Origin of the sequence: Aeromonas sp. R4-2, from assembly GCF_040908295.1 — a bacterium.
GTDB classification, from domain to species: Bacteria; Pseudomonadota; Gammaproteobacteria; order Enterobacterales; family Aeromonadaceae; genus Aeromonas; species Aeromonas veronii.
Genome location: NZ_JBFODL010000007.1, coordinates 301,911 through 321,295 on the forward strand (window position 1 = coordinate 301,911; position 19,385 = coordinate 321,295).

The 19,385-nt window shown below is 61.4% G+C and carries 9 protein-coding genes and 1 tRNA gene; 5 read left to right on the top strand and 5 right to left on the bottom strand.

Going from position 1 to position 19,385, the window contains the following annotated elements:
• Nucleotides 1-438 precede the first annotated feature (438 nt).
• Nucleotides 439-4,605 (top strand): formate dehydrogenase subunit alpha, encoded by a 4,167-nt coding sequence (gene fdhF / locus AB5Y99_RS04275; RefSeq protein WP_368208789.1) that lies wholly within the window; start codon nucleotides 439-441, stop codon nucleotides 4,603-4,605.
• 95 nt (nucleotides 4,606-4,700) lie between these two features.
• Here the strand turns inward: fdhF and AB5Y99_RS04280 are convergent, their stop codons facing one another.
• The 3 genes from AB5Y99_RS04280 to AB5Y99_RS04290 all read right to left on the bottom strand — a co-directional run bounded on the left by AB5Y99_RS04280 (nucleotide 4,701) and on the right by AB5Y99_RS04290 (nucleotide 10,366).
• A complete protein-coding gene (locus AB5Y99_RS04280) occupies nucleotides 4,701-5,558 on the bottom strand; it encodes an aldose 1-epimerase (RefSeq protein WP_368208791.1) in 858 nt (285 codons plus the stop codon).
• Nucleotides 5,555-7,006, bottom strand: a complete 1,452-nt coding sequence (locus AB5Y99_RS04285) for a sugar porter family MFS transporter (protein WP_033136275.1) — start codon at nucleotides 7,004-7,006, stop codon at nucleotides 5,555-5,557. The genes AB5Y99_RS04280 and AB5Y99_RS04285 overlap by 4 nt, the downstream gene beginning before the upstream one ends.
• Nucleotides 7,007-7,087: 81 nt before the next feature.
• Complete coding sequence (locus tag AB5Y99_RS04290; RefSeq protein ID WP_368208793.1) at nucleotides 7,088-10,366, bottom strand: DUF5107 domain-containing protein; 3,279 nt, start codon at nucleotides 10,364-10,366, stop codon at nucleotides 7,088-7,090.
• Nucleotides 10,367-10,485: 119 nt separating this feature from the next.
• Between AB5Y99_RS04290 and AB5Y99_RS04295 the strand changes: the two genes are divergently transcribed.
• On the top strand, nucleotides 10,486-11,682 hold the full coding sequence (locus AB5Y99_RS04295; RefSeq protein ID WP_368208795.1) for an ROK family protein: 1,197 nt from the start codon (nucleotides 10,486-10,488) through the stop codon (nucleotides 11,680-11,682).
• Between the two features lie 39 nt (nucleotides 11,683-11,721).
• Here AB5Y99_RS04295 and AB5Y99_RS04300 read toward each other — a convergent pair.
• Together AB5Y99_RS04300 and AB5Y99_RS04305 are read right to left on the bottom strand one after the other, a co-directional pair.
• Nucleotides 11,722-11,797 (bottom strand) — tRNA-Thr (locus AB5Y99_RS04300).
• 89 nt (nucleotides 11,798-11,886) lie between these two features.
• Nucleotides 11,887-12,627, bottom strand: a complete 741-nt coding sequence (locus AB5Y99_RS04305; RefSeq protein WP_368208797.1) for a phosphatase — start codon at nucleotides 12,625-12,627, stop codon at nucleotides 11,887-11,889.
• Nucleotides 12,628-13,098: 471 nt separating this feature from the next.
• Here AB5Y99_RS04305 and AB5Y99_RS04310 point away from each other — a divergent pair, with 471 nt between their 5' ends.
• The 3 genes from AB5Y99_RS04310 to AB5Y99_RS04320 all read left to right on the top strand — a co-directional run bounded on the left by AB5Y99_RS04310 (nucleotide 13,099) and on the right by AB5Y99_RS04320 (nucleotide 19,370).
• Nucleotides 13,099-13,752: a TetR/AcrR family transcriptional regulator gene (locus AB5Y99_RS04310; protein WP_005334507.1), complete on the top strand. Its 654-nt coding sequence runs from the start codon at nucleotides 13,099-13,101 to the stop codon at nucleotides 13,750-13,752.
• A 48-nt stretch (nucleotides 13,753-13,800) separates the two neighbouring features.
• A complete protein-coding gene (locus AB5Y99_RS04315; protein ID WP_368208799.1) occupies nucleotides 13,801-16,140 on the top strand; it encodes an acyl-CoA dehydrogenase in 2,340 nt (779 codons plus the stop codon).
• A 167-nt stretch (nucleotides 16,141-16,307) separates the two neighbouring features.
• Nucleotides 16,308-19,370, top strand: a complete 3,063-nt coding sequence (locus tag AB5Y99_RS04320) for an efflux RND transporter permease subunit (protein WP_368208800.1) — start codon at nucleotides 16,308-16,310, stop codon at nucleotides 19,368-19,370.
• Nucleotides 19,371-19,385 lie beyond the last annotated feature (15 nt).

The window sequence follows — 19,385 nt, forward strand, 5'->3', positions numbered from 1 at the left end:
GGCTCGCCACTCACGCATGCCCGCCCCCTCTCCAGCAACCGTCTATCCAGCCGAGTGCCACCCACCCCCTTTGCTCTGCATGCCTTCATCAGAGTCACCATTTATGCAAAATAAGTTGCATCACAAATGGTGCTACTGGCGGATCACGTCTACCGCGAGCGAGAGCGGCCTCTCTTCTACCAGACGCATAAACTGACAATAAGACAATGAATCTCCTGCTTTAACAGGAATGGTTCTCAACGATGCGCCGTGCCGATGAGGTAGACAAGACAACCTGAAATCGTTTTCCCTTTTGAACAATAAGCTGTCTAAAATCAAATAAAGTTGTAAATAATCTTTGTTATGGTGAGCGTATAGCAAGCGGCCTCCCTGTCGCTTCCCCTGCTGGCTCCGCCAGATGCAGCATTTTCTGCGCCTTGAAAGCGAGTTTATGACGCCATGCTCACCATCACCCTCGATGGAGCTCAGTTGACGGTTGACCCGACCAGAACCCTGCTCCAGATAGCCAAACAGCACCAGACTGATATCCCCTCCCTGTGCGGTGACAACACCAGCGGCCCCAAGACCCCCTGCGACCTCTGCGTGGTCGAGATTGCCGGTCTCGGCATCCGCCGCGCCTGCGAGACGCGCCCCGAGGCAGGGATGGTGATCACGACCCAAAGCGATACCCTGCGCGCCCACCGTCAGCAGGCGCTCGGCCGCATCCTCGCAGATCACTACGCCGATTGCGAAGCCCCCTGCCAACGCGCCTGTCCGGCCGGGGTGGACATTCAATCCTATCTGCACCACATCGCCATGGGGGAGCACGAGGCGGCGATGGCCGTCATCAAACAGACCCTGCCGATGCCCCTCTCCATTGGCCGGGTCTGCCCCGCTTTTTGTGAAGCGGAGTGCCGCCGTGCGCTGGTGGATGAGCCGCTGGCCATTCGTCAGCTCAAGCGCCATGCCGCCGATCTCGATCTGGCCGAGGTTGCCCCCTATCAACCGGCAAAGAAGCCTGCCAAGGGCAAGCGGGTGGCCATTATCGGCAGCGGCCCGGGCGGTCTCACCTGCGGTTATTATCTGGGTTACGAGGGGTTCGAGGTCGATCTGTTCGAGGCGATGCCCGAAGCGGGTGGCTGGCTGCGCTACGGCATCCCCGAGTACCGGCTGCCCAAGGCGATCCTCGATCAGGAGATCGGCCTGATGTGCCAGAGCGGCATGCGGATCCACACCCAGCAGCGACTGGGCCACCAGATCACCCTCTCGGCACTGTGCCGCGACTACGATGCGGTCTGTCTGGCAGTCGGCGCTTCCAAGGCAGTGCCGATGGATTACCCGGGCAGCACCCTGGCAGGTTGTTATCTCGGGGTCGATTACCTCAAGGATCGGATGCTGGCCAAGCGGTTCACCACCGGCAAGAAAGTTGCGGTGATCGGCGGCGGCAATACCGCTATCGACTGCGCCCGCACGGCAGTCAGGCTGGGGGCTGACACCACCCTTATCTATCGCCGCACCCGTGCCGAGATGCCTGCCGAAGCCTACGAGATCGACGAGGCGGAGCACGAAGGGGTGCGCTTCATGATGCTGACCAATCCGGTGGAGAATCTGCCGGACAACCGTGGTCGCGTCTGTCAGGTGCGCCTCGAGAAGATGGCCCTCGGCGAGCCGGATGCCTCCGGTCGCCGCCGCCCGGAGCCCACCGGCGAGTACCTCATTGAAGAGTTTGATACCGTGATTGCGGCAGTGTCGCAGCAGCCGGATCTTAGCTTTATGGAAGGGGAGCCCCTCACCCTCCCCTTCACCCGCTGGCAGACGCTGGAGTCCCACCCCGAGACCATGCACAGCGGCCACGGCAACCTGTTCGCCATCGGCGATCTGCGCCGCGGGCCCGCCACCGCCATCGAAGCGGTTGCCGATGGTCGCAAGGCCGCGCTGGCGATCGATCAGTTCCTCCATGGTGACATGATCGATCCGGTTCGCCCCTTCAACGCCTGCAAGGCTCCCACACTCAAACAGGTTGATCCCGCCCAGTTTGCTCACCTGAAAAAAGTCGCCCGCACCATCATGCCCCATCTGGCAGAGCAGGATCGCGAGGGCAGCTTTGCCGAGGTGGAGCGTGGTTTGAGTGATGCCGATGCCCGCAGCGAAGCCAGCCGCTGCCTCGAGTGCGGCTGTCAGGCCAACACCGATTGCGCACTGCGCGACTACGCCACCGAATACAAGGTCGAGCAGAGCGCTCTCGACACCAGCCAGTGCCAGAAGTTTGCAGTGGATAACAGCAGCGAATTTATCGTGTTCGATGCCAACCGCTGCATCGGCTGCGGCCAGTGCGTGCAGACCTGTGGTGCGCAAGCGGTGCAGGGAGTGCTGCACTTTGCCAAGCACAGCGATGGCACCCTCTCGAACCGCCCCCAGTTCGACAGCGGGCTGGCAATGGGCGACTCCCACTGCGTGCAGTGCGGCGCCTGCGTACAGGTCTGCCCCACCGGCGCCCTGGTGGATGCCCGCGACAAGTCGCAGGGGCGCACCGAACTGCTCACGCCGGTCAATACCATTTGCACCTACTGCGGGGTCGGCTGCGGCGTCACCCTCTATGTCGATGAGGCGCACAACCGCATCCGCTATGTGGAGGGAAATCGCAACTCGCCGGTCAATCAGGGGCTGCTCTGCGTCAAGGGGCGCTTCGGCTTTGACTTTATCCAGAGCGAGGAGCGCCTCACTACCCCGCTCATTCGCAAGGATGGCGAGCTGGTGCCCACCAGCTGGCAGGAGGCCATCGCCCTGGTCGCCGAGCGTTTCACCGCCCTGCGCCAGCGCTATGGCAGCGATGCACTGGCGGGCTTTTCTTCGGCCAAAACCACCAACGAAGAGAACTACCTGTTCCAGAAGTTCATGCGCCGGGAGCTTGGCACCAACAACGTGGATCACTGCGCGCGGCTCTGCCACGCCTCCACCGTTACCGGGCTGGAGGCGTCACTCGGCAGCGGCGCCATGACCAACGACATCCCGAGCATTGATCACTCGGATCTCATCTTCATCATCGGCTCCGACACCTCAGCGGCCCACCCCATCATCGGCTCCCATATCAAGCGGGCCGTCACCATGGGCAAGGCGCGGCTGGTAGTGGCCGATCCCAAGCGGATCGAGATGGCGGACCACGCCAGCCTCTATCTGGCCCATCGCCCCGGCACCGACGTGATGCTGCTCAACGGGTTGATGCAGCAGATCATCCAGCACGGCTGGCACGACAAGGCCTATATCGCCGAGCGGGTAGAAGGGTTCGAAGCGCTGCAAGCGGAGGTGCTCTCCCCCACCTATGCCCCGGACAAGGTGGCTCTGGTCACCGGCGTACCGGCCGAGCAGGTGATCGAGCTCGCGCGCCTCATCGGCACCGCCGAGCGCACCGCCATCTACTACTCCATGGGGATCACCCAGCACACCACCGGCCACGACAACGTGCGGGCCATCGCCAACCTGCAACTGCTGTGCGGCAATATCGGCATCGAAGGGGGCGGCATCAACCCGCTGCGGGGCCAATCCAACGTGCAGGGTGCCTGTGACATGGGGGCGCTGCCCAACTGCCTGCCCGGCTATCAGAAGGTGGCCAACCCCGAAGTACATGCCCGCTTCGCAGCTGCCTGGCAGCAGCCGAACTTGCCGCGCACGCCCGGCCTCACCCTCACCGAAACCATAGATGCCGCCTGTGCGGGCAGCATCAAGGGGCTCTATGTGATGGGGGAGAACCCAGTGCTGAGCGATCCGGATCAACATCACGTCATCGAGGGGCTCAAGCAGCTGGAGTTTCTGGTGGTGCAGGATATCTTCCTCTCCGAAACCGCCCAGCTCGCCGATGTGGTGCTCCCCTCTTGCTCCTTTGCAGAGAAGAGCGGCCACTTCACCAACACCGAGCGGCGGGTGCAGCGCATCTCCCCCGCCCTCAAGGCGCCGGGTGAAGCGCGGGAGGATTGGTGGATCATCCAGCAGATCGCCAACGCCATGGGCGGCGACTGGCGCTATCAACACCCGCAGGATATCACCGCCGAGATCTGCCAAGTCACCCCGCAATACGCCGGCATCCAGTGGGATAAGGTAGGTGTAGAAGGGCTACAGTGGCCCTGCAACGACGCGGCGCCCAAAGGCACTCGCCTGCTCCACGGCAAGCAGTTCACCCGTGGCAAGGGAGGGATGGTCGCCACCCCGTTCCGCTATGCCGCCGAACTGCCCGACGAAACCTATCCCATCGTGCTCACCACCGGCCGCCTGCTGGAGCAGTTCCACACCGGCACCATGACCCGCAAGACCAAGGGGCTCGACAAGTTGGCTGGCCCGCGGGTGATGATGAGCGTGGTGGATGCCCAGCGGATGGGCATCAGCAACAGCGAGCAGGTGAAGGTCACCAGCCGCCGCGGCCATATCGAGCTGCCCGCCTTCGTCACCAAGCGGATGCAACCGGGCGTGGCCTTTATCCCGTTCCACTTTGCCGAAGCCCCGGCCAACCGGCTCACCATCAATGCCACCGACCCTCACGCCAAGATCCCCGAGTTCAAGGTAGCTGCGGTGCGCATCGACAAGCTGACCAGCCAACACACCTCGACACCACAGCCAGAGATGGAGATAGCCTGACCGGAGATCAGGTAACACGCAGGATAATCCGCAATAAAAAGAGCCACCCGACGGGTGGCTCTTTGCGTTCACCAATACCACAAGCCAGATCATTATCAGCCCCCGGACGCCACTGTCAGGGTCATACCGATACTCATGCGGTCACCTCTGGCGAGTAGCCGCAAACCGGGGTGACCGGCCAGGTGGTGGGCATTGGCGGCATGACTCTGGGGCTCCAGACAGACGAAGCCACTCCCCTCATCGGGCTGATAGAGCATCAGGAAGGCACACTCGCTTGAAACCAGCAGCCGCTGCTGGCGGGCAGGATGGTCAAGCTCGGCCTGACCGCGCCAGCCGCCGTAACAGTGGTTGAGCCACCCTTGCGGGCGAGCCCACTGACGAAAGTCGAGGTGGGGCGCCAGCCTGCTCGACCAGTCGATCGGCAGATGATCTGCTCCCTCTTGCCAGACGCCGCTCGCCAGAAAACGGATGCGGGTCTGCTCGTCGCGCCAGAAGAAGGGGTGAAAACCCGCGCCATAGAGACAGGGGCTCTCCCCAAGATGGGTCAGGCTGATCCGCGCCACCAGGCTCGCACCATGCAGCCGATAGTCTATCTCCGCAAGATAGTGAAAAGGGCCGCATTGGCTGGTCAACTGCAACGTCACCGAACTGGTAGAACCCGCCACCCACTGCCATGACTGCAACCAGCCATCGCCATGCAGGAAGAAGTCGGGATCGACGGGACTTTCTGGCAAGCGATGCTCCTCCCCCCACAACTCAAAACGGTTGCCTGCGACCCGGTTGGCCAGCGGCAACATGGGAAACAGCGCGCTCTGGCCGGGATGCCAGGGCTGCGCCGGGTCCGTGTCGCGCAACAGCGGGCGCCCCTGCTCATCCTCCAGCCCCAGTAGACAAGCCCCTTGTGCAGAGACCCGCATCCGAAGATGCGGGTTGCCCAATGTGTAAACCGTCATGCCGAGGCGCTCGCCTTGGTCGGCGTCAGTTCGACCTTGCCCTGGGCCAGTTGGGCTTCCAGTGCCTCCAGCGTCACCCCTTTGGTCTCGGGCACCTTGCGATAGATAAAGATGAGACCGGCAAAACAGATAAGGCCATAGAGCAGGAAGCTGCCCGCAGCCCCCAACCCGGCATTGAGCAGCGGGAAGGTGTAGGTCAGCACGAAGCAGGCGATCCAGAGCGCCAGGGTACCGGCCGACATCGCCAATCCTCGCACCCGGTTCGGGAAGATCTCCGAGAGCAGCACCCAGGTGACCGGCGCCAGGGTCAAGGCATAGATGGCGATGGCCGCCAATACCAGCAGCAACACTGGCAGCCCCAGTACGCCTGTGGCGTAGGCCGCCGCCATCATGCCGTAGATAATGGTCAGGCCCGCCGAGCCAATCAGCATCAGCTTGCGGCGGCCAATCTTGTCCACCATGGGCAGCGCGATCAGGGTAAACAGCAAGTTGATAAGACCGGTGGCGACGATGGATTTGAGGGTGCTGTTGATGTCAAACCCGGCGGAAGCAAAGATCTCCTGCGCATAGTTGAAGATGACGTTGATGCCGCACCACTGCTGGAAGACTGCCAGTACAATCCCGATGATGAGGATCGGCCGCACCGAGGGTTTGCCCAGCTCCGCCAGCGAGACCTTGTGGGTCTCGCCCACCAGAGTCTGGCGGATATCGGCCAGCGTCTGCTTGGCATAGGCATCCCCGCCAATCTTGCCGAGCATGCGGGAGGCTTTCTCATACTGACCATCTTTGGCCAACCAGCGCGGCGACTCCGGCACGAAGAACATCAACACCAGAAACGCCAGCGCAGGTACCAGCTCGGCACCGAACATCCAGCGCCAGCCGGACTGGCCGTTCCAGGTCGCCAGAATATCGGCCTGAGTCGCATTGCTCGCCACCGGATCGGCGATCATCAGATTCACCAGCTGAGCCGCCAGCACACCGATGACGATGGTGAGCTGGTTGATGGCCACGAACTTGCCGCGCTTGTTGGCCGGGCTGATCTCGGCGATGTACATGGGCGAGAGCGCAGAGGCCAGACCGATGCCGATCCCGCCGATGATGCGATAAACCACAAACAGATCGAAGTTGCTGGCCGCAGCCGTGCCCCACGCCGAGATGGTGAAGAGGATGGCGGCCAGGATCAGCGGCTTCTTGCGACCAAAGCGGTCGGCTGACCAACCGGAGATGGCGGCCCCCAGCACGCAGCCCACCAGCGCCGAGCTCATGGCCCAGCCGGACTGGGCCGGATCCGTGATGGCAAAATAGGCCTCATAGAAGGGCTTGGCCCCGCCAATCACCACCCAGTCATAACCAAACAGCAGGCCACCGCAGGCGGCCACCAAACAGATCATCCAGATGTAGCTCATATTGAGCCCATTCGTATCCAATTGATTTTTAGTGCGTTCCATGACTCATCCTTTCTATCTTGTCGATTGTAGGGTGCAGTGGCGCCCCTCACCGTGGCGGGGCGCCGGTTTTTGTTATGAGAGTTATGAGTGGAGTGACAGCTCGCGGCAGATCAGGGCAAAGAGGTGTCCCTTGTCGTGAGCCGGGTTAAGGGTGAGCAGCTCTCGCAAGGTCTGTTCACAACCATCCCGCTGACCCAGCCCTAACAGACCGAGCGCTCTGACCAGCAGACAGTGCTGGCGATGTTTGTGCTGCGGGTCGTCATCCAGCACGATGAGATCCGGCAGTGAGACGGCGAAGAAGTCCGCCTCGACCGACTCGCCCATCGCCTGCTCGGCCCAGCCGACCATCCCTTCAAAGAGACGCTGCGCCTCCGTAACCCGACCAAGACGTGCCAGCGCCATACCCTGATAGAAGAGATAATCCACCGGCTGATCGTTGTAGTAGCGGCTGGCCCCCAGCGAACCCTGACCCAGACAGACCAGTTGCAGGCACTGGGCCGCCAGACTCTGGTTGTCACAGGCCAGATGGCAGAGCGCCAACAGGTAGTGGATATCGTTGTCGGTCTGTCCTACCAGACGTCCCTCCCCCAGATTGAGGGGGTAGTGCAGCGCCTGTTGCAGCAACGGAATAGCCTGCTCGTGGCGTCCCTGAATCATCAACGCCAACGCTCGGCGTTGCTGATTGATGAGGTACTGACCGGTCACCTTGCCCTCGCCCCCCTCCCAGGGGTGGAATTCGCGCAGCCGCAAGATCTCTGCCGCTGCCTCCAGCTGGCCGGTGATGTGATAGAGACTGAGCAGTTCAGCGGTCAGATCGTCGCGCTTGAGGACCACCTCACGATGCGCCTCCAGCAGCGCCAACCGCTCGCTTGGCGCCATGACGCAGCGCTTGTGCAGCTGATCCAGTTCAAACAGCAAACGGGCATCATCCGGCTTGAGGGAAAAGGCCCGGCTCAGACACTGCTCGGCCGCCACCGGATCGCCGCTCTTGTTGAAGTGATAGATGCCAAGGTTGCGCCATGCCGGGGCAAACCCGGGCGCCTGCTCGCACACCTGCTGCCACAGGGCAATGGCTTGCGGGTAGCTGCGCTTGCTGTAGTGGAAGCAGCCCAGCAGATAGCTGGCAAACCAGCTGTGTGGCAGTTGCGCCAGCATGGCCACCTCGCCAAGGGTATTGGGGAAGCGCACCTTGCGGCCAAACGCCTGCTCGGCCCGTTGCAACAGGGCATCCTGCGCCTCACCTTCCGGCAACAATGCAGCCTGGAACAGCAGCGGCAGGGTCTCCTCCACCGGCAGTGTTGAGAGCAGTTGCTGCGCCAGCTCGGGACGTCCCAATGCCAGCAGATCGCTTGCCAGGAAGCAGAGATTCACCCCGCGCCCGTTGCACAGGGTGCGCAGCGCCTCGAGATCGGTCGGCTGCTCGCTTGCCAGCCAGCGCAGGAAGGCCAGTTGATAGTGAAGTGGATAACGAACGCGCTGCTCGTCGATATAGGCGATGGCTGCCTCCCGCTGGCCAGACTCCAGCAGCGCCAACCCTTTGAGGGCGATAGCGCCGTAGTGGGTGCCGTTGACCGCAAGACTCTTCTCGACAAATTGCAGCGCCTGCGCGGGATCCCGGCGCACCATGGCGATGCGAGCCAGCCCGAGGAAGCCGCTGTCGCGGCAGTTACCGCTCCAAGTCGCCTTGTAGAAGTCATCGAAGGCGGCATCGAACTGCCCCAAACGTTCCTCGATGTGGCCACGCAGCAAGCTCGCCTTGCCACACTGAGGGTTCTTGTTGAGGCGATGGGCGCGGGTCAGCGCCTGATTGACGTAAGCTAGCGCCTGCTCATAGTTGGCGCGGTTGTACTCCAGCGTTGCCAGCGCCAGGTTGCAGCGATAGTCGCCGCCATCCAGCTCCAGTGCCCGCAGGTAGTAATCAAAGGGCGAGCGGCTGGCGTGCAGATACTGCTCAAGATGCTGGCCGATGAAGTAGAGCTCGTCGACCGAGTCGAGATTGACGGCGGGCTCCGGCGCGGTGGCAGGATCAGGCAGGGCTTCGCCCGCAGGCTGATGCTCGAGATAGCTCAGGATCGTCTGACCCTGCTCATCCAGCAGACGAGCCTGCAAGCGTCCCTCGCTGGTGATGGCCTGCGACTCAAGCCAGGCCTGACCCGGCTGCAGATCCAGCGTCTGGGTGAACAGCACGCCACTCTCATCACTCACTTCGAAACGGGCGTGGCACAGCGGCGCGATCGCATAGGCACCGCACAACAGACCGTCCTCGCTACGCTCCAGCTTGATGACGGCGCGGGTGTTGGCATTTTGCAGGGTGCCGAGGGTGTTGTAGGGCAGGAAGTTCTGCACAAACACCTTCTCCTCCCCCGCATCCAGCCAGGTAAAGTCAGGCTGGTTGTCGGTATAGACCCCGGTCATCAGCTCGATGTAGGGGCCGTTGTCATCGGTCAGGTTGCGATCCCAGGCCAGACCGAAGTCACAGTTGCCCCAGCTCCACTGCTTCTTGCCCGGCGAAACGTGGTGATCCGCCACGTGCAACAGGCCGCCCTGCTCGTCATGGCAGTAGGCACCGACAAAGTCGTAGTCAGACTTGTCCGCCATATAGGAGGTGGGTACCGGAATATTGCGGTAACGGGAGATATCGACCCCGGCGGAATAGTCCACCTTGTAGTAGGTACCGCGGGCGATGGGGAAGGCACTGACGTCGCGCTTGCCGTGGTCATAGACGGCGGTCACATCGGGCGGGAAGACGCTCTGGTGGGCATCGCCCCCTTTCACCGCCGGGTTGGACCACCAGAGGAAGTGGCGCGGCGTGTCGTTGCCGTTGAACACCTTGCCAGTGATCTCGATGAGCGCCTTGTCGGGATAGAGGGTAAACCCCGCCATCACCTGCAGACCACGCATCGGCTCCACCTCGCCGAGCCAGACGGTCTTGGCGCCCCCCTCCCGCTCCGTAATGGTGAAGTCCACCGGCATGAAAGTGGTGGGTCTGTGGTGCTGCGGCCAGTTGAACTCGATGCCGCCGGAAATCCAGGGCCCCACCAGCCCCACCAGCGCCGGTTTGATCACCTCGTTGTAATAGACGAAGTCGCGATTCATCACCTTGTCGTAAGCTCGGTGGATACGGCCACCCAACTCCGGCAGCAGCATCACCTTGATAAAGTCGTTCTCCAGCCAGACCGCCTGATAGGACTTCATCTGCTTCTGGCCGGTGAGGGTGTCGATCACCCCATAGGGATAGACAGCCCCCGAGGAGCCCTGATAGACCCGCTTCTCGAGAAACATGGGGTTGGGATCTTCGGCGCCTACCTCGTAGGTCGGCAGTGAGATGGTCTCTACCCAGACCTTGACATCAGCTCTCATTAATCTCGCCTCACTCAACATTTGTTAGTAAAGTTTTCAGTGAGACCAGATTAGAATGGTTAAACCTGCATTAATTGCTGAAAGATCACGCAATACAGTAAGCGGAGTTTAGTGAAGCGATGAGCATAGGGTTGAACAACCAGAAAGTCCGCCACCACAACAAGCAGGTGCTGCTTGCCCTGCTCTATCAGTTAAAAGAGGCGAGCAAGTCCACCCTGGCGCGCCACTGCGAGCTCTCCATTCCGGCGGTCAGCAAGATCCTTGACGAGTTGGTGGCCGATGGCGCCATCAGCCACAGCGATCAGAACCTCTCCCAGCGCGGCATCAATGGCGGCAGCTACCGCATCGCCAGCGGCCAGGGGGCCATTCTTTGCCTCAATATCAGCCCCACCCATCTGGAGAGCATCCTGGTGGATAACCTGATCACCCCACTGGGTGAGTTCAGCGACCAGAAGATTGCCCCACAAACCCCCGATGAGCTGCTACACCTGATTGAAGCGCACTACTACCAGCACAAGCGCCGCCACAAGGGACTGGCGATCCGGCTGGCCTTGGCGGTACACGGTCAGGTCAACCCGGCGACCGGGGTATCGCAAACCATGCCGCAAGCACCCTGGCATGCGCCAGTTGAGCTCAAGTACCTGCTGGAGGAGCGGCTGGGTTGCGAGGTGATGGTGGATAACGACTGCATCATGCTGGCACTGGCCCAGAAGTGGCAGGACCGGGAAAAGAACGGGGATTTTTGCGTCATCAACGTCGATTACGGTATCGGCTCGGCCTTTATCATCAACGACCAGATCTACCGGGGCGCCCTGTTTGGCAGCGGCCAGATAGGGCACACCATTATCAATCCGGACGGCAGCGCCTGTGCATGCGGCCGCTATGGCTGCCTGGAGACAGTCGCCTCGCTGTTTGCCATCAAGAAACGGGCCCGGGTCTTTCTCAAACAACAAGCCAGTGCCGACAACCCGGCGCAGACTGGTGTAGAGCTGGAGACCGCCCAACTGCTCACGCTCTACCATCAGGGGGATGCAATGATCCGCGCCCTGGTGGACGAAGGGGCCCGCGCCATTGGCCTGAGCCTCTACAACTTCCTCAATATCCTCAACATCAACCGCATCTGGCTCTATGGCCGCAGCTGCCACTTTGGTGAAACCTGGCTGCAAACGATCGTCAGTCAGACCGGCGCCAACCCGTTCGACTGCAGCGATGCGGTCAACGCCACCCATATCCGTTTCGGCCAGCTCAGCCGCGCCCAGCAGGTGATGGGGATTGGCTATCTCTATGTGGAGCAAGCCTTGGCAAAAGCCATGTAAAAAGGGCAGGTTTCACAAATGAAACCTGCCCTCACGATCTGGTGCCGATAAGGGGAATCGAACTCCTGACCTTCGCATTACGAATGCGCTGCTCTACCAACTGAGCTATACCGGCTTGTTGCTCTCCACATTCATAAAAAATGACCGGCAAGTCAATTGAGCCAGCTCGATTTTATGAGTTGGCTCATGGTGTTAGAGCCCGATTTACAGATCGGAAAACTCGGGGATATGGGTCCGGCCGCGGCTCTCGAGGAAATCGAGCAGGGCGCGGGGGGAGCGCACCAGGATCCGCTCTTGCGGGAAACCCGCTTCGGTCACCAGATGGTGGCAATGGTCAAAATCTCCAAGAGTAAATGCCACGTGGGAATCGGAGCCGAAGGTGAGATAGGCCCCCAGATCTCGCGCGGCTTCGACTATGGCACGGCAGTTGCCTTCGCTCCCCGGGCGGGAATGAATGAAGGAGGAGTTGTTGATCTCCAGCGCCACCCGATAGTCCGCCGCCGCCTTGACCACCGCCTGAATGTCGATGGGAAATGCGGGGTTGCCCGGGTGGCTGATCATGTCGACCCGGCCGCTCTTGATGGCGTTGATCATCGCCTGGGTATGGGTGGCCTGATCACAGGGAGGGAATACCTGCTCATGAAAACCCGCCATGATCATGTCGAGGCGCGACTCATAGCGCTCGGGAAAATCGATCTCCCCCTCCAGGTTTTTGATGTTGGCCTCGATACCCCGCAGGATCCCCACCCCATCCACCACTCTTGGCAATATCGGCAAGTTGGCAAAATGCCAGACATGAGGGGCATCGGCCATCTCGGGGCCATGATCCGTGGTGGCGAACAGCTTGATCCCCTTGGCCCTGGCTATCGGCAGATAGTCGTGGATAGTGCTGTAGGCATGGGTGCTGGCAATGGTGTGAGTGTGGGTATCGACCGGGTACTTCATCTTCTCTCCCCTCATATTTTGAAAGGGCAGCATAACAAAGAGCGGCAGCTTGGGCCACGCCAATGCTTGCCACACTTTGTCACAAAATACCGCGAAGCTGACATAGTCTGAGGGGCTCTGGCTGGCATACTGCCCCCGTCGATACATGCCTGAACTCGCATCGACAGTTTGCCGTCAGGATGACGCGAACTCACTTTCCCCACCGTCGCGCCCTGCGGCGGTTTTTTTTGTCTGTTTGTTACTCTCTGCCACAGCCAGCCGGGCAAAAAAATGCCCAACTAGCATGGTGCAGGTTGGGCGAGACTTAATGTTTAATTGCAGTGGCATAGATATAGAGTCCTGCTTTTTGACTAAGTTCCGCCCACTTTGCTTTTTTCATCGAAAAACATTCCGCTAACACTCATTCACATTCTCTTGACACTTCACGTTATGAAACGTACTTTTTAAACATTCGTTTAAGTGAGGTGTCCAGTGAGTAAAATCGATACCAAAAACCGTATTCTCGACGCCGCTGAAGTGCTGTTTGCCGAGCGGGGATTCGCCGATACCTCTTTGCGTCTGATCACCAGTGAAGCCGACGTTAATCTGGCGTCGGTGAACTATCACTTCGGCTCCAAGAAGGAGCTGATCCAGGCGGTACTCGACCGCTATCTGAGCCTGTTTATGCCCGACCTCGATGCGCGCCTGCGGGTACTGATGGAGCAGGAGCAGCTGACCCTGCTGCAACTGTTTGAAAGTTTTGTCGAGCCGCTGATGAAGCTCTCGGCAGTGCGGGCCAACGGCCCGGCCATCTTTATGCAGCTGCTGGGGCGCGGCTATATCGACAGCCAGGGCCACCTGCGCCGCTTTATCACCGCCCACTATGGCCCCATTTTGCAGCGGATCACCCAGGCGATCTCCAAGGCCAATCCGGCCCTGTCGCCCGCGGATCTCTTCTGGCGCCTGCACTTCACCCTGGGCACCGTCGTATTCACCATGGCCTCTGCCGATGCCCTGCGCGACATCGCCCTGGCCGACTTTGGCCAGCAACTCGATGTGGAAGGGCTGGTGCGCAACGTTATTCCTTATCTGGCGTCCGGAGTCGGGGCGCCCGTGGAGTCGACCAGGCTATCCCTGGCCGTGTAACAACCAACAATAAATCAACGGAAACAGTGAAATAGAAGGAACTTCGGTATGATCACATTGCTTGTCCTGCTGGTGCTGGCGATAGCCGTTGTGCTCGGCGTACCCTCCATCCGTAAAAAGGTGGTAACCCGTCCGGTGTTCGGCATCTTCAAAAAGATATTGCCGCCCTTGTCAGCTACCGAGCGGGAGGCCATGGAAGCCGGCTCCGTCTGGTGGGATGGCGAGTTGTTTCGCGGCAACCCCGACTGGAAAAAACTGCACGGCTACGGCAAGGCCGAGCTGACCGCAGAGGAGCAGGCCTTTATCGACAATCAGGTCGAAACCCTGCTCGCCATGGTTGATGACTTCAAGATCGTCAACGAAACCAAAGACCTGCCGGAGCCGGTGTGGGACTATCTGAAGAAGGAAGGCTTCTTCTCCCTGATCATCCCGAAATCCTATGGCGGCCGCGAGTTCTCGGCGATTGCCAACTCCACCATCGTTACCCGCATCGCCACCAAGAGCCTGAGCGTGGCGGTTACCGTCATGGTGCCGAACTCCCTCGGCCCGGGTGAGCTGCTGATGCACTACGGCACCCAGGCCCAGAAAGATTTCTGGCTACCGGGGCTAGCCAACGGCAAGGAAGTGCCCTGCTTCGCCCTGACCGGGCCGGAGGCGGGCTCCGATGCAGGTGCCATTCCTGACAAGGGAATCGTCTGCAAAGGGATGCACAAGGGTGAAGAGGTGCTGGGTATTCGCCTCAACTGGAACAAGCGCTACATCACCCTGGCGCCGCGCGCTACCGTGCTGGGGCTGGCGTTCAAACTCTATGACCCGGAAAAGCTGCTGGGTGACAAGGAAGAGCTCGGCATCACCTGCGCGCTTATCCCAACCAGCCACCCCGGTGTGCGCGTTGGCGATCGTCACTACCCCATGGGTCTGGCGTTCCTGAACGGCCCGACTTTCGGCAAGGATGTGTTCATTCCGCTCGACTGGATCATCGGCGGCCCGGATTACGCCGGTCGTGGCTGGCGCATGCTGGTGGAGTGCCTCTCCGCCGGTCGCGGCATCTCGCTGCCTGCGCTGGGCACCGCTTGCGGTCACATGGCGACCCGCACCGTAGGCGCTTACTCCTATGTACGCAAGCAGTTCGGCATGTCCATCGGCAAGTTTGAAGGGGTGCAAGAGGCGCTGGCTCGCATCGGCGGCCTCACCTATCAGCTGGAAGGGGCCCGTCGCATGACCGCCGGTTCGCTGGATTTGGGTCAGGCACCGGCCATCGTCACCGCGATTTCCAAGTACCACATGACCGAAATGGCGCGTCAGATCATGGATGACTCCATGGACATCCACGCCGGTCGTGCCATCCAGCTGGGCCCGAAAAACTACACCGGCTACGCCTACATGGGTATTCCGGTGGCCATCACGGTGGAAGGGGCCAACATCCTGACCCGCAACCTGATGATCTTCGGGCAAGGGGCCACTCGCTGTCACCCGTACGTGTTTGCCGAGCTGGAAGCGGCGGCCGATACCGACGTGGAACGCGGTCTCGAGAAGTTTGACGCCCTGCTGATGAAGCACATCGCCTTCGGCGCCGGCAACTTCTTCGGTTCCCTGTTCCAGGGGCTGACTCTGGGTCAGTTCAACAGCGCGCCGGTGGCCGGTGAAACCGCCCGCTACTACAAACAGCTCTCCCGTATGAGTAAAGGGCTGGCCCTGTGCGCCGACGTCTCCATGCTGATGCTGGGGGGCGATCTCAAGCGCAAGGAGATGATCTCCGCCCGTCTGGGTGACGTGCTGAGCCACCTCTATCTGGCCTCCGCCACCCTCAAACATTACGAGGATCAGGGCCGCATGGTCTCCGATCTGCCGTTCGTGCAGTACGCGGTGGAGCGCAACCTCTACCTGATTGGCAAGGCGTTCGAGGGCTTCTTCCAGAACTTCCCGAACAAGGTGGTGGGTGCCGTACTCAAGCGCGTGGTGTTCCCGTTCGGCGTCGGTTACAAGATGCCGGCCGACGATCGCTGCCACGCCATCTGTCTGGCCATGATGAAGCCGGGCGAGTTCCGCGACCGTCTGACCGCCCTCTGCTACGTGGGCAAGGACGAGGCGGATCCGGTCGGTCTGATGGAGCGTGCCTTCCAGGCCATGGTCGCTGTGCAGCCCTACGAGAAGAAGCTGGTGCAGGCCCAGAAAGAGGGCAAACTGCCCCGCAAACTGGCGCTACCGGAGCTGGTTGCCGCCGCACTGGCCGGTTCCATCTTGAGCAAGGACGAAGCGGACAAACTGCTGGCCGCCGATGCCCTGCGCTACGAAGCCATTCAGGTAGACAACTTCGCCCCGGGCGAGCTGGAAGGCTTCTCCCAGCAAGCAAACAAGCAGCCAAACAAGGTCGAGCACGCCGCCTGATCCCTTGGCAAACCAGTACCAAACCGGCCCTCGTGGCCGGTTTTTTTGTTTGTTAACCATGCATTTACAAGCCGGGAGAATTCCAGTTAAATGCTTGAGTCCCTGTTGCAGGGGCTTTGGAAGCAAGGCCAGCGGAATGGCCGATAACAACGACTCAGGAAGAGTGAATGAACCTCGCCAAAACGGCGATCGAACGCCCCATCTGGGTGGCGGTCTCGATCGTGCTGATTTTCCTGCTGGGCCTGCTCAGCATCCGGGGACTGCCGATCCAGCTGTTCCCCGACATCGACCGTCCACACCTCAACATCTCGGTGAGCTGGCGTTCCGCCTCGCCCCAGGAGATGGAGTCGGAGATCACCGACCCCATCGAACAGGAGATGCAGGGGGTGCAAGGACTCAAGAGCCTTGTCAGCAACAGCTATCCCGGCTTTACCGAAATCGACATCGAGTTTGCCCTCGGCACCGACATGCAACGGGCCCAGCTCGATGTGATTTCGCGGCTGAACCGGGTCTCGGGATTGCCGGACAAGATTGGCGGCCCCTACGTCAACAACTACAGCAGCAACGACACCCTCACCTTCTTCTTCATCCAGCAGCTGCCCGGCGCCAAGGGGGTGATCGATGATCATCAGGCGTTGATCGAGGCGCGGGTCAAACCCGAGCTGGAGCGCATTGAAGGGGTCTCGACGGTCGCAGTCGAGGGGATCAACGAGCGCCAGATCCAGATCCGCTTCGACCCCTATCGCGCCGCCGAGCTGGGGGTGGAGATCCCGGTGCTGGCCAGCCGGGCCACCACCGGCTGGGACGTGTCGGCCGGTACCCTCGACATCGGGCGCTGGGAGTACAAGCTGCGCTTCGCCGGTCGCTATGATGTCGAGACGCTGAGGGACAAGGTGGTGGACTGGCGCGATGGCCTGCCCATCTATCTGCGGGATGTAGCAGAAGTAAGGGTGGCCCGGGAAGAGAACCCGGTGCTGCGGATCCAGAACGGCAATACCGCCATCGCCGCCCAGATCTTCAAGGAGAGCGGCGCCAATGCCCTGGCATCCCTTGAGGCGATCAAGGCCCGGGTGAACGAGCTCAACCGCGAGGTGCTGGAGCCGGTCGGGCTGCACATGGAGCAGTCGTTCGATGCCTCCCTCTACATCAATCGCGCCGTCAGCATGGTCACCGCCAACCTGGGGCTCGGGGTGCTACTCTCCTGTGCCATCCTCTGGCTCTTCCTGCGCCAGCTCAAGGCGACCCTGATGATTGCCCTCGCCATCCCCATCAGCATCATGCTCACCTTCTGCTTGCTCAAAGTGATGGATCGCACCCTCAACATCATCTCGCTGGCGGGCATCGCCTTTGCCGTCGGCATGGTGCTCGACGCCGCCATCGTGGTGCTGGAGAGCATCTACCGGCGCCACGAGCGGGGGGATTTGAGCAAGGCGGAGGCGGCGCTCGAAGGCACCCGTCAGGTGTGGACGGCGCTGGTCGCCTCCACCCTCACCACAGTCGCCATCTTCCTGCCGGTGTTGCTGCTCAACGATGTGGAGGGTCAGCTGTTTGCCGATCTGGCGCTGACCATCGCCTGCGCCGTGACGGTCTCCATGCTGGTCGCCGTCATCGTGCTGCCCGCGGTGGCGGCGCGCTGGATGGGGCGTGAAACGCTGACCGATCCCTATGAATCGCTGTGGCAGCGCACTACCCGTCATGTGATCCGCTGGACCTCTACCTCACGCCAGCGCTGGGCGGTCATCACCCTGATGATGAGTCTGCCGGCACTGGCCACCTGGGCGCTGCTGCCGAAGATGGACTATCTGCCGGACGTGAAACGGGACGCGGTGGATGTCTGGATGAACTTCACCCCCGGGGTCAATCTCAAAGCCCAGCGCGAAGAGGTGATCGATACCCTGATCGCCCGCCTCGCCCCCTACATGAAGGGGGAGAAAGAGCCTGCCCTCAAGAACTACTACATCTTGCGCTACCCGGGGGGCGCCCAGATTGGCGTGCGACCCAAGGACGAGACCCGCATCAAGGAGCTGGAGAGCCTGTTGATGAAACAGCTGCTGGTGGGTATTCCCGACACCCGGGTGTTCGGCGGTCAGGGGTCGCTGTTTGGCGGCTTTGACAGCGAGAACGGCGTCTCCCTGCTGCTGCAGGGGGGCAACCTGCCCGAGCTCTATCAGGCGGCCCGTGCCAGCATGGGGATCCTCAGCAAGGACCTGCCGGGAGCACAGATCCGGCCCGAGCCGAGCCTCGACTTCACCGCCCCCGAGCTCAAACTGGTGCCGCAAGATCGGCGCCTCGCCGAAGTGGGTTGGGATCGCACGCCCCTGCCCACCATCATCCAGACCTTTGGCGACGGCTTGCGGGTTGGCGAGTATTTCGACGGCGAGGATCGGCTCGACATCATGCTGATGGGGCAGAGCTCCGCCAATCCGGACGAACTGAAGGCAGTGCCGCTGGCCACCCCCTCCGGGCGCATCGTTCCCCTTGGCGAGCTGTTGCGGGTAGAGCACGACATGGGCCCGGCCAGTATCTTCCGGGCCGATGGGCGGCGCAGCATCAGCCTGCAGATAGCGCCCCCGGCGGGCATGACCATGGAGCAGGTGCTCGACACCCTGAAAAACCGCAGTTTTGCCGCCATCCGCCCCCTGCTGCCCGCTGGTGGCGAGCTGCGCATTGCCGGCAATGCCGACAGCCTGCAACAGGCGCTCGACAATCTGGGGACCATCTTCCTGTTCGCCGTGGTGATCCTGCTGGTGCTGCTGTGGGGGGTGTTTGCCTCCATCAAGGATGCCCTGCTGGTGCTGCTCACCCTGCCCCTTGCCTCGGTTGGCGGCGTGCTGGCGCTGCAACTGAGCGGGCTGCTGGTGCCGCTGCCGATGGACCTGCTCACCATCATCGGCTTTGTCATCCTGCTGGGACTGGTGGTCAACAACGCCATCCTGTTGGTGCATCAGACCCGCACCGCCGAGCGGGACGGCATGAGCCGCCAGCTGGCGGTGGCCGATGCCCTGCAAAGCCGGATGCGTCCCATCGCCATGACCAGTCTCACCAGCATCTTCGGCATGCTGCCGCTGATGCTGAGCCCGAGCGAAGGGAGCGAAATTTACCGCGGGCTCGCCACCGTCATTGTCGGCGGCATGAGCTGCAGCACCCTGTTTACCCTGATCCTGTTGCCTGCCTTCCTGCGTCTCGGGGAGCAGGTGGCGATCCCACAACCCCTGCGCCAGCGGGCCTGAGCAAGGAGCTCATCG

Excerpts from the sequence above, each read along its gene's own strand:
- fdhF (WP_368208789.1), top strand. The coding sequence starts at position 439 with ATGCTCACCATCACCCTCGATGGAGCTCAGTTGACGGTTGACCCGACC.
- AB5Y99_RS04280 (WP_368208791.1), bottom strand. The coding sequence starts at position 5,558 with ATGACGGTTTACACATTGGGCAACCCGCATCTTCGGATGCGGGTCTCT.
- AB5Y99_RS04285 (WP_033136275.1), bottom strand. The coding sequence starts at position 7,006 with ATGGAACGCACTAAAAATCAATTGGATACGAATGGGCTCAATATGAGC.
- AB5Y99_RS04290 (WP_368208793.1), bottom strand. The coding sequence starts at position 10,366 with ATGAGAGCTGATGTCAAGGTCTGGGTAGAGACCATCTCACTGCCGACC.
- AB5Y99_RS04295 (WP_368208795.1), top strand. The coding sequence starts at position 10,486 with ATGAGCATAGGGTTGAACAACCAGAAAGTCCGCCACCACAACAAGCAG.
- AB5Y99_RS04305 (WP_368208797.1), bottom strand. The coding sequence starts at position 12,627 with ATGAAGTACCCGGTCGATACCCACACTCACACCATTGCCAGCACCCAT.
- AB5Y99_RS04315 (WP_368208799.1), top strand. The coding sequence starts at position 13,801 with ATGATCACATTGCTTGTCCTGCTGGTGCTGGCGATAGCCGTTGTGCTC.
- AB5Y99_RS04320 (WP_368208800.1), top strand. The coding sequence starts at position 16,308 with ATGAACCTCGCCAAAACGGCGATCGAACGCCCCATCTGGGTGGCGGTC.